Below are 13,222 nucleotides of genomic sequence, written 5' to 3' on the forward strand. Positions count from 1 at the left end.
GAGTACCCGACGCTGCAGCACTGACGCCTCTAACTCCGCCATGGAGCCCTGTTGGAGACAAGCGGCAACCCGGATTCCGTGGCAGACGGGCTGCGCGCCTCCAGTCCCCTTGGCACTATCCAGCTTATGCTCAGTACATGCCGAAGCGGTCAACGCCCTTCCAGGCGATCGTGCACCTCGTACGCCAGCAGCTTGCCAGCCCGGGAGTTACCGTTACAGAGTCCAAGCTCCTCGTTGACAAGGTGCTGGGCATCAAGCGCGAGGTCGACGTCGTCGTCGAAGGCCAGCTCGACGGGGAACCCATCGTCATCAGCATCGAGGTGATCGAACGCAGCCGACCTGCCGACGTTACATGGGTACAGGGGATGCTCCAGAAGCATCTCAACCTTCCGACCAGCCGACTGCTGCTCGTCTCGAAGTCGGGTTTCAGCCGGTCAGCCGCCATCGCCGTCGACCTCGCCGGCGACCGGGTCCAAGCGTTGACACCCAAGGTGCTCGAAGCTGACGGCGAATCCGTAGTCAAGACCTTCTATGTGGACTACGTGACCTACAACGCCAGCGGTTGCCGGGCCCACGTCCTCGACGGCGGCGGCTTGATCCCCGTTGAGGGACGGCCCGACTTAGACGTCTTCTCCGACGATCGCGACCTGCTTGGCTGCCTAGGCGTCCTAACTCACGAACTGATCCATCTGCAGCCGGTAGCGGATCACCTCAATAAGTCAGCCCACAGCCACCCGGAACGCGAAGACATCAACGGCTTCTCACTCGGTGTCGTCGTAGACACGCTCGGCTACCAGCTCCTGAACACCGAGTCGGGCACCTTCCACCTGATCAAGGCCATCGAGGTGTGGGGTTCCTTCAGTTGGAGACAAACAGAGATACCGCTGGTGCTGACAGACCTGGGCGGGCGGGTCTTCGGCGCCGCCGAGGCACCGTTCGCCGATCGTCCAGCCATCTGGGTCGGCACCACGGACCTGCACAATCAGACGACGACGCTCACGTGGCGGGTAACAGACTCAACCGGGCCGATCCGACCACCTGAACCATTCCGACCGACTTGCTTCACGAAACTGACCGAACTCCTCCCGACACTCGTCTTCCTCGAGGAATCGGCGTGAACGGACTCGCATGCGCCCCGTAGTGGCCTGCCTCAGAGCCAGTGCGGGCTGAACGCCACGTGTCCGCGCCCCGGGTCATCCTTGAAGCGCACGCTGAGGCACAGTTAAGGGCTGCCACATGGTGCGTAACGGACTCCATCCGAGTTACGACTGTCCTTAAGGACGCCGGCACCGCTGGCAACGAGAACCGTCGGCGGAGGTGGCGCCAATTGGGACACGGCGATGACATTCGGCGACTAGCAGCCAAGTTCGTCCCACGCAATCGATATGCCAACTTTGGCCCGGCATTGCACGCGATGGACGTACAAGGATTCCGCGGGATCGACAACCTGCGACTGGTCTTTGAATCACCCATCACTGCACTCTGCGGCCTGAACGGGACAGGAAAGAGCACGCTGGCCCAGCTAGCGTCGTGCGCTTACAAGCGACCTACCACTGGAACCCTGCGCAGATATTACGTCAAGGACTTCTTCCCCGTCTCCGCCGCCGACCCAAATCCGTTCACCGCAAACGCGAAAGTCATCTACGCCTACAGCATGCAAGACGCCGGCGACCCACAACAGGTGACCGTAGCGCGAGCATGCAAGGAGTGGTCCGGGTACAAGCGTCAACCGGGACGTGCTTGCTACTACATTGGCTTCACCCAGTTCATACCGAAAGTTGAAAGGCGTGACTTCTCGATATACGGCGGCCATCTCATACAGCTGGGTGCGACTCGCGATCTCACTGCCGATGTCGCAAGAAAGATTGCAGCAGTCTTGGGTTTATCATACCAGAACCTCGGTTTCACCGAAGTGATTCATCGAGCGAGGACGGCCGAACTCGCGATGGCCACACGTGCCGGACGCCGTTATTCAGAGAACAACATGGGATTCGGCGAAGGTCGAGTCGTCTACATGATCAACACAATGGAGACCGCGCCCGCCCAAAGCTTGTTCATTCTGGAGGAGCCGGAAACCTCCCTGCACGGCGAAGCACAGGAGAGGTTGGCGCGATACTTCGTAGACGTAGCCGCTCGCCGTGGCCATCAGATCGTCCTGACCACGCATAGTGCGGCAATCCTCGGGCAACTCGGCCCGGACTCCGTCGCGTACCTACGACGAAGCGCTAGCGACGGTCAGATTCAAGTCACGCCCGGCCTTGCGACATACCAAGTCGACGCCTACCTCAGGGGAGACCGAGCCCCTGGGAGCCGCGTGATCTGCACGGAAGACACCCTATCGCACCAGTTCGCCGCGGCCATCATGCGACGTTGCGATCGAGATATGTTGACGGGCTGCAGGTTCGTCGAAGCAGGCGGCGCCGACCAAGTTCGGCAGGCTGTTCGAATACTGCGAGAAGGCGGCTTGAAATCAGTCGGCCTTACCGACGGCGACATGGCCGATGCTGGCAAGAACGGCGTTCTGGCGCTTCCCGGCGGCGACGCACCCGAGCGGGTGATCTTCAATGATCCCGCCGTCATCAAGTTCTTCGCAGACGACCACGACCTGGCATTGCCAGAGCTTATGGTGACCGTAGCCGACCATCACGATATAGCGGCCGCCGTCGGGAAGCGCTTAGGCCTCGAAACTGCAGTCATTCATGCCCTAGCTTGCAACGCCTACGTCGCTGACCGGCCTATCGAGGAGTTTCGCCCTTGTATGACCTTCCTGGAGTCTGAACTGCGCTGAGTCGCGAAGGCAATCCAGCGACGACGCCATCCGCGGGCATAGGGATGCGTGCGCGCGACAAGCCAACGAGCCGCGAACCGAAGGCAGCCGGATGAAGTAGTCCACTGCGACACCGAACGATCGATGAGCGCATAGCGCAGAGCGCGGGCCCAAGGCGCCCGCAGTTCGGGCGACCACGACGAGCTTCCCCGGCACTGCCGTGTTACATGAAGCGGTGGGCCCCGTCGATCTCGTCGAGCCTGACGACGCCATCCACGCTCTCTACGCGCGCAACCGGACGTGGATGCAGACCCCGCCGCTGTGGCCGACGAGACGGTCATCGAGGAGTGCAATCGCGCCCTGGACCGTCACCGCGCCGTGCTCAAAGCCGGGGCCGACGCCCAGCTCGTTATCGGCCGGATCGCCGAGACCAGGCGTGCCGTAAGTGTCCGAGGGGGGGGGGGACTCGAACACATGTTCGTGGCATCCCTGCGCGGGATGCGTGTTCATGCGACCGACCATAGCGCTGCACCGCGGCCGGACGCCAGCCGGTTCACGTGAACGTGCGCCATCAGAACGCCCCTTCTCCATGAACCTGCGGCCGCATTCGCCGTTCAAGCCCGTGGCAGACACCGTCGGAGGCACGGCTACACAGAGCCGCTGCCGGCCCCTGGGACAACGTTCCGCGTAGGGAGTGCCGGTCGCGAAACCGGCCCTCCCCTACGTAGCACTCAACCTTAAGCCGCGTTTTCACGCATCTGCTTGGCCGTCTTCTTGTCCAGGAACGGGATCTCAGCGAACTCCAGCTTGGTGTCGAGGAAACGTGCTTCGGCGTTCAGGCGCAGCAGGCCGATCTGGGACAGCGTGAACAGCTTTTCGACCGTCCACGGTCGACCTGCCACGGCCAGCACCACCGAGGACGGTGCCTTCAACTCGCGTTCCGGGTCCGCCGCACGCACCTTGGCCCGCAGCTGTTCGAGGGCTTCCGGCTCCGCGCGAAGCGACCAGGAAGCGCTGCCGGCCTGAACGAACAGGTGGCTGGCCGCGGTGGCCTGGGAGAGCCACTTGACGTGGATCAGCTGGTCGCCAGGGCCGAGCAAGTCCCCGAGTTCCAACCTCCGGTTGAACGGGGTATTGGCCAGGTCCCGGTCGAGGCACACGAATCCGGCCTGCTCGGCGACCAATTCGCAATAGCGGTGCTCATCGTCCTGCTTGCCCGTCGGGACCCAGGTCGGGAGGTCGAGGTCGGCGCGGTGGGTCAGGAGCTCGGCGACCTGGCTGCGGATCTGATCGACGAACTGCTCGCCGATTCGGTACCACTCGCCCTGGTGGTAGCAGTAGGTGCTGTGGTCGATCTCGGTTTCGAACGAGATCCACTTACGCAGGGCGATCTGGTTGCGGAGCTGGTACTGCCCTTCGACGTCCTCGCACGGCGTCACCGAGGCATCGCGCAGCAGCCTGATCCGCTCCCGCGGGTTCAGCAGCGAGAGCCGGCCGACGATCGCCTCGAGCCCGTCCTCGCGCGTGAAGACGACCGGACTTCTACCGGCCCGGCGCAGTTTGAAGGAGTCGGCCGATTCGGCCTCTCGGATCGCGTTGTGCGGCCAGGCGAATCCCAGCGGCCCGGCGTCCGCGTCGCCGCCGAGTGCCTTCGCCAGCCGGCGCTCGAGGTCGGGCAGCAACGGGTGGCGCTTCCCGAGGGGACGCGTCTGCGCCCAGAACCTCAGCGCGGAGTGCTCGTCCGGCTCGTCGACGATTGTTGTGAGGGTCTCCAGGTCGCGGGTGAAGGCAGCGGGGCTGCTCGACATCGGCAGGTTGAGCGACCGAGCGGCCCGGATCTGGTGCTTGCGCTGGGTTTCCCGGCCGTAAGTCAGGTCGCTCAGGTCCGCGGAACCGGCGACCCGCGTGACCATCTCGCCGTAGGGCTCCAGCCCGAAAGCTCCGAGGTCGCCGCCGCCGGGGAACGACGTCTGGATCTGGCGCGCCGTTGCGTCCAGGGCGGCCCGGGCGACAGTGCCCAGGCGGTCGGCGTCGAGCCGCCGGATCGCGTACGACAGCCCGAAGGACTGGTCGACCAGTTCGTCGTTGAGCAGGTGGTGAGCGCCACCGAACGTGAGGGCGAATGTCCACTCACCGACCGGGAGGAGGACGACCGTCCACGGCTGGCGTCCCGCCAGCTCGGGGAGGGCAAGGCCGGTCAGCGACTCGACCTGATCCGCCCATGCCGGACGGTCGGTCTCCCGCGTACCGAGGACCTGACGGCCTTCAATGCCATTGATGATGACGGGGCCGTCGAAGAGGACGTCGTCCTCCACGGGGCCGAGGTAGTCGGCCAATTCACGGCCGCCTTCGAGGCGGTAGACGCTGACTGGTTTGCAGGTGGTGCTCACGGGCATCGGCGATCCTTTGTGGACATGGCCAGTGAACACCGCAAGAACTGGGGCTGGCGCATTCCGCGCTGCAGCCCTAAGCTCGCGGTGTTCCATGGTTGAGCGACTTGGACGTGGTTCGGCTATTCAGTTGGAACACTCACGCGGCCCTCTGTTCCCGCAGAGGGCCGCGTTCCGTTACCTGGGTAACACGTGGTCGAGCCAGCATGCGGCACGACACGGCGCGTACTCGCTGGTAGTTCAACCAGAGCGGCCAGCGGTCCACCCAAAGCGGTGAACGGCCCGCCTCGGATAGTTCCGCCGATCGGCGGTGCACACGGCAAGCATGTGACCGACAGTACGAGGCGACCGGGTCAGCTTCACTCGTTGTAGCGAAGTTGTCCCGTTATTGACCAGACTGCGTCGAGCGGACTTGCGACCGGGCCCGGAAGGGGCCGCACCGGAGATATCCTTTGCCCTTTCGACCCGAACGGCGCTCCGGCCGCGGCGATGGACCTCGGACACCACAGCTGATGACTTTCTTCTCTCCCTGTTCGCGCAATGCCGGACGACGATGAGCGGATACGGACGCGACAGAGGGAGGGGTATGTCCCGCCATTCAGGAGCTATCGTGCTGACGTCGACCGCGCTGCTGCTCGGCCTCGCCCCGGCGGCGACCGCCGGCTTCGACGGCAGGCTTGCCGTGCGACCGGCCAGAGGCTCCGCCGGCAGCCAGGTCGAAGTCCGGATCGAGTGCCCGGCGGAAGAGCCGTTCTTCTTCCGGCCGCTGCCGCCCGTCGAGTCGGCGGCGCTGGCCGTCTCGGGAGCCGTGGACCCTCTCCGCTCGACCGCCGACCTGCCCGCGACCGTGCGGGCCGTGCCACCGGGCCGGTATTCGGTGTCGGTGCGCTGCGAAGGCCGGGGCGGCAACGGCCTGATCGCGTACCGCACGCTCACCGCGACCTTCACCGTCGTCCCGAAAGCCGCCCCGCCGTCGACGCCGCCGCCGAAGAAGTCCCAGGTTCCGCGGGTGCCCCGAGGGGGCGTCGCGACCGGCGACGGATCGTTCCGCGACCGGTAGGCCCCCGTCTACCCGGTGAGAGGTGACTCGCCGGGTCACCCCGGCCCGTCCCGCACCGCGCGGACGATCTCGGGGCGGCCGGCTCGGTCGCGGCCTGATCCTGATGGGACTGTCCACGCCGGACACAGCGGAGCGGCGGACGGCAGCTCGGCCGTTCGGGGCAACGCGGCGGGCGGACTGGTCGGTGCCGGCACTGGGGCCGGCCGGGATCACGTCGTCGTTCCCGGGCCCGGGCCCGGCGTCACCTGGGACGCCGAGCGCATCGACGCCACCCGCCGGGCGATGGCGTCCTTGACCGTGCCCACCCCGTGAGCCGGACCTGCGGCAGGTGGGATGACCACCCGGCAGATCCGGCTCGGTGGAGCACTCTGTCACCGAGTCAGAACTCGATCACCAGACGCGCGGGGACGCGGTTGGCCAGGACCTCTTCGAACGCTTCGTTGATGTCCTCGAGCTTCCGGGTCTCGGCCGTCACGGTCGTCCGGCCCGCAGCGTGCAAGGCAAAGACCTCCGCCAGGTCCTTGCGGGTGCCGACGATCGAGCCGATCACCGAAATCCCCTTGATCACCGCCTCGAAGATCGGCACCGGAAGGACCCCGCCCGCCGGGATGCCGACGCACACCAGCCGACCGCCCCGGCGCAGGGAGCGCAGAGCCTGCTCGAACGCGCTCGGCGCGGCGGCCAGCACGATCGCCACGTCGGCGCCGCCTTCGGCCTGGATGGCTTCGGCCGGGTCGCCGGCGCTCGCGTCGACCACGCGATCGGCGCCGAGTTCGCGGGCGAGATCCAGCTTTCCGGGCTCGATGTCGACCGCCGTGACGAAGCCGCCCGCGATGCGCGCGTACTGGATCGCCAGGTGGCCGAGGCCGCCGACGCCGAAGATCGCCACCCGGTCCGCCGGGCGGACGTTGCCGACCTTGACCGCCTTGTAGGTCGTCACGCCGGCACAGGTCAGCGGAGACGCTTCGAGCGGCGCGACGCCGTCCGGCACCGGGACCGCGTAGCGCGCATCCGCCACGGCGTACTCGGCGTAGCCGCCGTCGATCGAGTAGCCGGTGTTCTGCTGTGCCTCGCACAGCGTTTCCCAGCCGGAGACGCAGAAGCCGCACTCGCCGCAGGCCGAGCCGAGCCACGGCAGCGCGACTCGCTGCCCGATCCGGGTCTCTGGCACGCCGGCACCGACACGTTCGACGATGCCGACGCCTTCGTGGCCCGGGATCAGCGGCAGCGCCGGCTTGACCGGCCAGTCCCCGTGAGCGGCGTGGATGTCGGTGTGGCAGATCCCGCAGGTCTCCAGCCGGACCAGGATCTGCTGGGGACCAGGCTCCGGGATCGGTACCTCGCGCAGCTCGAGCGGGGACGAGAAATCCGTGACGACGGCGGCCTTCATGTTCGCTCCTCTTCGGACGGTGAGAGTCCACGATCGCCGATCCACCCGCGGGCGGGCCGTGGCCGACGGTCACGAGCCGGCGGGACTTTGGTCATCCCGCCGGGTCCGGTCGGGCTGCTGGGCGAACCACTCCTGCTGCCATTGGGCGAGGCGGCGCCGGTTCAGCAGGATGACCACTCCGCCGTAGGCCAGCGCGAGCAGGAACACCACACCCACCCAAAGCCCGGTCGCGATGACCGTCGCGTCCACGGCCGCCGCGATCGGGGTGAGCGGGTGGCCGACCGGCGTGCCGGTGCTGTCGAGCCAGATCGGGACCTCGTTGCCGGCGACCGTTCCGGCCGGGGCGTCCACCTCGCCGGTGTGCCGCTGGCCGTCACGTGTCACCCAGAACGCCTTGGCCGGCCCGGATTCGCCCGGTGTGGCGGTGCGCCCGGCCGCGCCGGGGGCCGGGCCGTCGGCCAGGAGCACCGCAGTCGTCTGGTAGCGCGACGCGGTCTCTTCGCGTGACTTGGCCGCTTCTCCCGCCTGGATGCCGATCCCGAGCAGGACCGCGCCCGCCCCTGCGACGAGGGACGTCAGGACCACGAGGAGGAGCACGGCCGCCTGGACCCGGTCCGACGGGCGGGCCACGGTGTTGCGCCCGGGCGAGAGGCTGTGCCGCAACCGGGTGAACCACATCGACGTGTACATCTCGTCCTGCCTTCCGCAATAGGGGTGGGCCAAGCATCACGGCCGAGCACGGCCACGGTGCAGGGCACACGGTCCCCCGCCCGCGGGCCATGCGTCCGTTTCCGCCGCCGCGATTCCGGTGACTTTGGGCCCTGGCGGCACCGGTCTCCCGGACCGACGCTGGAAACCCGGCCGCCGAGCGAGAGGGCCTCAGATGCAGACTGTCGACGTCGGTGAACTCGCCGTTTCGGCCTATCGGAAGGTCGTCCCGGACTGGATCGTGGAACCGCTGCTGGCGATGGCGGACCGGCTCCGCGGTGCCCGGGTCATCCACCTGAGCGCCACGCCCTACGGCGGCGGCGTCTCCGAGCTGCTGCGATCCGCCGTGCCGCTCTACAACGACCTCGGTGTTCGCGCGACCTGGAAGATCATCAGCGGCGAGCCGGCCTTCTTCGCGGTGACGAAGAAGCTCCACAACGCGCTCCAAGGCGGCACCGAACCGATCACGGACGCCGAGATCCGGCTCTACGAGGAGACTTCGCGCCGCAATGCCGAACAGCTGTCGGCCGACCCGGACTTCGCGGACTGCGACTTCGTGTTCGTCCACGACCCGCAGCCGGCCGCCGTGCTGTCCTTTTCGGACACCACGGGGGCCCCGTCGGTGTGGCGGTGCCACGTCGACACCTCCCAGCCCGCCCCCGGCGCCTGGGACTACCTCGGCAAATTCGTCGAAGGCTACGACGCGACGGTGTTCACCCTGCCAGACTTCGTGCCCCCGACGCTCCCGCGCGACCGCGCCGACATCATCTGCCCGGCGATCGACCCGCTCAGCCCCAAGAACATGTCCCTGGACGACCGGACCGCGCACGCGGTGCTCAACTGGATCGGCATCGAACCCGACCGCCCGCTCGTCACGCAGGTATCCCGGTTCGACCCGTGGAAGGACCCGCTGGGCGTGATCGAGGCCTTCCGCCTGGTGCGGCCCGAGGTGCCCGGCCTGCAACTGGCGCTGGTCGGGTCCATGGCGCTCGACGACCCGGAAGGGTGGGAGGTCTACCGCAGCATCAGCGACGCAAGCCGGGACGACCCGGACATCCACGTCTTCACGAACTTGACCGGCGTCGGCAACGTCGAGGTCAACGCGTTCCAGAAGTTCTCGTCGGTGATGATCCAGAAGTCGATCCGCGAAGGGTTCGGGCTCGTCGTCTCCGAAGCGCTGTGGAAGGGCACTCCGATCGTCGCGGGACGGGCCGGCGGGATCCCGTTGCAGGTCGCCGACGACACAGGCGGCGTACTGGTCGACTCCACCGAAGACTGCGCGCGGGAACTGCTCGACCTGCTCCAGGACCCGGGCCGCGCGGCCGCGCTGGGCGCGTCCGGCCGCGAACGCGTCCGGCGGCACTTCCTGCTCCCCCGGCTCCTGCTCGACGAGCTGACGTTGCTCGACGGCCTCGCCCACGGCGACCCGCCCGGCGCGCTGATGACCCGTCCGACCACCGCGATCCCGTCTGCGGGCTGGCCGTCCCACCCGGCGGCGCGACGCCCACCGTCGTCGACGACGGCCGTACCTACTCCTTCTGCTCCGAGCGGTGCCGCACCGCGTTCCGGCCAGGGCAGGCGTCGTGACGGCCCGGCCGTGGCACGGCGGCGAGCTGCGCTGGAACGCCGAAACCGAGGACTGGACCGTGCTCGCGCCGGGCCGCCGGACGCGCCCGCACAGCGCGGCCGGGGCCGCGTGCCCGTTCTGCCCGGGCACCGAGGACACCCCGCCCGAGACCTGGCGGCTGCCCGGGGACGGATCGCCTTGGCGCGTCCGCGCGGTCCCGAACCGGTACGCGCTGTCCGACAGGCACGAGATCGTCATCGAGTCGCCACGGCACGACTGGGACCTCGCGACGGGCACCGAAGCGGAGGTCGCGGACGTGCTCAGCGCCTGGCAGCACCGGCACCGCGCGCTGCGGCCGCCCAGGTCGTCGTGTTCCGCAACCACGGCCTCGCGGCCGGCATTTCGCTGGCGCACCCGCATTCGCAGGTGGCCGGATTGCCGGTGTTGTCCGCGGGAACGCGGCGCGAGCTGGAGTCGGCGCGCGTCCACCACCGCGACCACGGCCGCCGGCTGGCCGAGGAACAGCTCGAAGCGGCGTTGAGCGAGGGCAAACGGGTCGTCTTCGCGGACGACCACGTCGTCGCCTACACGCCGTTCGCGCCGATCGCCGCCTATGAGGTCCGGATCTTCCCACACCGGGCACGACCGGACTTCGCCACCGCGAACGCCGAAGAGATCCACGCGACGGCCCGGTGCCTGCGAGCGGCCCTCGCTGCCTTGCGTGCCGAACTGGGTGATCCGGCCTACAACATCGTCGTGCGGACCGCGCCCGGTGGCTACGAGACCGCGCCGTTCCTCGCTTGGTCGCTGCAGCTCGTGCCGCGCCTCGAGATTCCCGCCGGGCTGGAGCTGGCGACGGGTGTCCCGGTGACGACCGTGGCCCCCGAACACGCCGCCGCGCGCCTGCGCACCGCGGTCGGGCCGGCCGAGGTGCGGTGACGCGCTCGGCGGTCAACCGCGACCGAAGCCATTGCCCACCACCGGACGACCCCGGGCACGGCGCGCTGGCGCCCGAATCCCAAGCCCAGGTCCGCGGCCTCGACCGCATACACCACGATTTCGCCCGGCACCCGGCCGCGTGAGAACTCGCGGTGCCGCCACCGGGCCGCATTCCGTCCACTGTGGACCACCAGAGCCGGACCGGCGTACTCGGCTCGCTCAGCACCGCGTCGATGACGACGGCGAGTCCGGCACCTGGCGGCCATGCGGAACCGCCCGGCGGGCGCGACGGTCCGGTCACCGGGCTTTCCGGGCCAGGGTCAGCAGCTGGACCAGCAGCCCGATCGCGGTCCCGGCCAGGCCGACGACCAGCACGACCCGGGCCACCCACGCCCAGTCGACCGACGCCCCCGCGAAATCGAGGGGGAAGACCTGCCAGATCCGGACCAGGGCGACCAGGCCGGCGCACGATGTCACGACGCCGTCGAGCGCGACGAGCCACTCGGGGTCGTGCCACACCTGGACGAGACCGCTGACCAGGCCGGCCACCAGGGCGAGATCGACCACACCCACCACCGAGGAGAAGCGGTCGGTCAAGAACGGCACGGCCGTCCACCCCGGGGTGCCGTTGACCAGGATCAGCAGGATGCCGTTGAGCACCACCCCGACGAGGTACCCGGTGCGCCGGGACCGGATGGGCGGGCGGGTCTTCACCGTGGTTGTCATCGTGGCCTCCGTTCTCGCCTCCAGCATCGGCCCGCGGCCCCGCCCGGGGCAGGGTCCCGAGTCCACGAGCGGAGAGCCGAAAGTCCGTCGGCGCCCGGATCCCGGCCGTCCCGCGTCGGTGCGCCGGTGGTGCCCTGATCCGCGGGTTACCGTCCCGACGGGCGCACAGTGGTCTCCGGGCTTTCGTGCAGCACCTCCTGCATCGCCCGGCGCGGCGACAGCGGGTCGGCTTCCGCGGCGTACCCGATGCGCAGGAGTGCCTGCGGGAAGCCGGTGAGCCCGAGGTCCTCGCACAGCGCGGAGCGCACCGGCTCCAGGTGCAGCGGCTGCGTCAGCACCGCGGCCGCCAAGCCGAGGTCGACCGCGGCGAGCCAGGCCCGCTCCATCGCGTACCCGGCGCGGACGTGGTCGAGCCGGGCGTCGTCCGTGGTGACGAAGACCAGCAGCGTCTCGCCCGCGAGACGCTCTTCCAGCTCGGCGGTGTCCGGCAGTTCGGTGGAACGGCGGACCAGGCCGGCCCACGGCACCGAGCCGGCCGGAACCCGGCTGGCCGGGAGGCCGGCACCGTGCCGGTGGGAACCTTCCTCCCGGATAGTCCAGAGGGACAGCTCTCGCTGGTAGCCGCTGTCGGATCGGAAGCGCTCCGCGGCGTAGTGCAGCAGCCGGGCCACCACGGCGACCTCCCGGCCGGGCCGGACGAGACGTGCTTCCACACCCGGCGCCCCGCCCGCGTCGACGAGCTTGCGCACCACCGGTGCCGGCACGGCCACCCCTTCGAACGGCTCCCGGTGGCTCGCCCGGCGGGTGATCGCCCCGTAGCGGCGGAGTTCCGCGTGGGTGGCTGCGGCCTCGGCGCCGACGTCGATCCGCGCCACCAGGTCCGGCTCCCGTTCGTCGGGCAGGAACCCGATCTCCGCGGCCCGGCCGAGGGTACGGGTCGCGAGCTCGAGGTTGGCCACGGCGGCACCACAGGACGCCGCGCGGTCGCGGCCGTGCGGCGTCCTGTGGTGCGGGAGTGCCGGTTCAGCGCGTTCGCGCACCCGCAGCTCGCCCGGCGCGACCTCCAGCAGCCACGGCTGGGTGTTGTGCACCGACGGCGCGCGCATCATCGACCGGACCAGCACCTCGGTCTCGGCGGACGTCCAGGGCTTTCCCTCCATGGCGGACATGGGATCAACCCACCCGGGACAGGAACGGGACGGTCGCGGACCACGTGCCGCGCCGGTAGCGCAGCAGGCTGTCCAGCAGTTCGCCCCGGTCGCCGCGCAGCTCCGGGGGAACCGGCGCGGTGACCGGCACCCCGCCGGCCCGGATGCCGGCCACGAAGCGGCCGACACGCAGGGGCGCGGGCACGAGCTCACCGCCGAGGTAGGCGAGCACCAGCAGATCCTCACCGGAATGGGTTTCCATGGCGAACGCCCAGCCGTGCCGCTCGTTCCACAGCAGGGCCATGTCCCGGCCCGGGTGGCGCGGCAGCCGCAGGTCCAGCGCGACGTACGCCGACGCGGGGTCGTCGAGATCCACGGTGCAGGACTCCTCGCCGACACCGACCGCGGCGCTCACCGCGGCCAGGTAGCCGGCCAGTCCGCACCGCAGGCCGTGGTCACGGTCGATACCGGTCAGCAGGGGAATCACCTTCCATCGCTTCGGGACGTCCACCGGCCACATCGGACCG

The 13,222-nt window shown here is 69.0% G+C and carries 11 protein-coding genes; 4 read left to right on the forward strand and 7 right to left on the reverse strand.

Going from position 1 to position 13,222, the window contains the following annotated elements; translation table 11 throughout:
• Nucleotides 1–137: 137 nt before the first annotated feature.
• Nucleotides 138–1,118, forward strand: coding sequence for a hypothetical protein (locus ACLJQE_RS40635; RefSeq protein WP_410645019.1), 981 nt, complete (start codon nt 138–140; stop codon nt 1,116–1,118).
• 209 nt (nt 1,119–1,327) lie between these two features.
• Nucleotides 1,328–2,788, forward strand: a complete 1,461-nt coding sequence (locus tag ACLJQE_RS40640; RefSeq protein ID WP_410645020.1) for an ATP-dependent nuclease — start codon at nt 1,328–1,330, stop codon at nt 2,786–2,788.
• Between the two features lie 261 nt (nt 2,789–3,049).
• On the opposite strand, the gene ACLJQE_RS40645 is transcribed toward ACLJQE_RS40640, so the two are convergent.
• On the reverse strand, nt 3,050–3,277 hold the full coding sequence (locus ACLJQE_RS40645; protein WP_410645021.1) for a hypothetical protein: 228 nt from the start codon (nt 3,275–3,277) through the stop codon (nt 3,050–3,052).
• 227 nt (nt 3,278–3,504) lie between these two features.
• Entirely contained in the window at nt 3,505–5,253 is a 1,749-nt protein-coding gene (locus ACLJQE_RS40650) for a TIGR04141 family sporadically distributed protein (RefSeq protein ID WP_410645022.1), read from the reverse strand.
• Between the two features lie 514 nt (nt 5,254–5,767).
• On the opposite strand from ACLJQE_RS40650, the gene ACLJQE_RS40655 reads away from it, so the two are divergent.
• Nucleotides 5,768–6,217, forward strand: coding sequence for a hypothetical protein (locus ACLJQE_RS40655; RefSeq protein ID WP_410645023.1), 450 nt, complete (start codon nt 5,768–5,770; stop codon nt 6,215–6,217).
• A gap of 379 nt (nt 6,218–6,596) precedes the next feature.
• On the opposite strand, the gene adhP is transcribed toward ACLJQE_RS40655, so the two are convergent.
• Nucleotides 6,597–7,607, reverse strand: coding sequence for an alcohol dehydrogenase AdhP (adhP, locus tag ACLJQE_RS40660; RefSeq protein ID WP_410645024.1), 1,011 nt, complete (start codon nt 7,605–7,607; stop codon nt 6,597–6,599).
• 69 nt (nt 7,608–7,676) lie between these two features.
• Nucleotides 7,677–8,297: a hypothetical protein gene (locus ACLJQE_RS40665; protein WP_410645025.1), complete on the reverse strand. Its 621-nt coding sequence runs from the start codon at nt 8,295–8,297 to the stop codon at nt 7,677–7,679.
• Nucleotides 8,298–8,490: 193 nt separating this feature from the next.
• On the opposite strand from ACLJQE_RS40665, the gene ACLJQE_RS40670 reads away from it, so the two are divergent.
• Entirely contained in the window at nt 8,491–10,821 is a 2,331-nt protein-coding gene (locus ACLJQE_RS40670) for a glycosyltransferase (protein ID WP_410645026.1), read from the forward strand.
• Between the two features lie 297 nt (nt 10,822–11,118).
• Here ACLJQE_RS40670 and ACLJQE_RS40675 read toward each other — a convergent pair whose 3' ends face one another.
• The 3 genes from ACLJQE_RS40675 to ACLJQE_RS40685 all read right to left on the reverse strand — a co-directional run bounded on the left by ACLJQE_RS40675 (nt 11,119) and on the right by ACLJQE_RS40685 (nt 13,206).
• Complete coding sequence (locus tag ACLJQE_RS40675; RefSeq protein WP_410645027.1) at nt 11,119–11,547, reverse strand: hypothetical protein; 429 nt, start codon at nt 11,545–11,547, stop codon at nt 11,119–11,121.
• Between the two features lie 146 nt (nt 11,548–11,693).
• The gene (locus ACLJQE_RS40680; RefSeq protein WP_410645028.1) at nt 11,694–12,707 is read right to left on the reverse strand and encodes an Acg family FMN-binding oxidoreductase; all 1,014 of its coding nucleotides are present in this window, start codon (nt 12,705–12,707) and stop codon (nt 11,694–11,696) included.
• 13 nt (nt 12,708–12,720) lie between these two features.
• A complete protein-coding gene (locus ACLJQE_RS40685) occupies nt 12,721–13,206 on the reverse strand; it encodes a DUF6292 family protein (protein WP_410645029.1) in 486 nt (161 codons plus the stop codon).
• Between the last annotated feature and the right edge of the window lie 16 nt (nt 13,207–13,222).

This window comes from Amycolatopsis sp. lyj-346 (assembly GCF_046548975.1).
Taxonomy (GTDB): Bacteria; Actinomycetota; Actinomycetes; order Mycobacteriales; family Pseudonocardiaceae; genus Amycolatopsis.

What these genes read in the sequence shown, in the direction of transcription:
- ACLJQE_RS40670 (WP_410645026.1), top strand. Translation starts at nt 8,491, where the DNA reads ATGCAGACTGTCGACGTCGGTGAACTCGCCGTTTCGGCCTATCGGAAG.
- ACLJQE_RS40665 (WP_410645025.1), bottom strand. Translation starts at nt 8,297, where the DNA reads ATGTACACGTCGATGTGGTTCACCCGGTTGCGGCACAGCCTCTCGCCC.
- ACLJQE_RS40675 (WP_410645027.1), bottom strand. Translation starts at nt 11,547, where the DNA reads ATGACAACCACGGTGAAGACCCGCCCGCCCATCCGGTCCCGGCGCACC.
- adhP (WP_410645024.1), bottom strand. Translation starts at nt 7,607, where the DNA reads ATGAAGGCCGCCGTCGTCACGGATTTCTCGTCCCCGCTCGAGCTGCGC.
- ACLJQE_RS40650 (WP_410645022.1), bottom strand. Translation starts at nt 5,253, where the DNA reads ATGGAACACCGCGAGCTTAGGGCTGCAGCGCGGAATGCGCCAGCCCCA.
- ACLJQE_RS40645 (WP_410645021.1), bottom strand. Translation starts at nt 3,277, where the DNA reads ATGAACACGCATCCCGCGCAGGGATGCCACGAACATGTGTTCGAGTCC.
- ACLJQE_RS40680 (WP_410645028.1), bottom strand. Translation starts at nt 12,707, where the DNA reads ATGGAGGGAAAGCCCTGGACGTCCGCCGAGACCGAGGTGCTGGTCCGG.
- ACLJQE_RS40635 (WP_410645019.1), top strand. Translation starts at nt 138, where the DNA reads ATGCCGAAGCGGTCAACGCCCTTCCAGGCGATCGTGCACCTCGTACGC.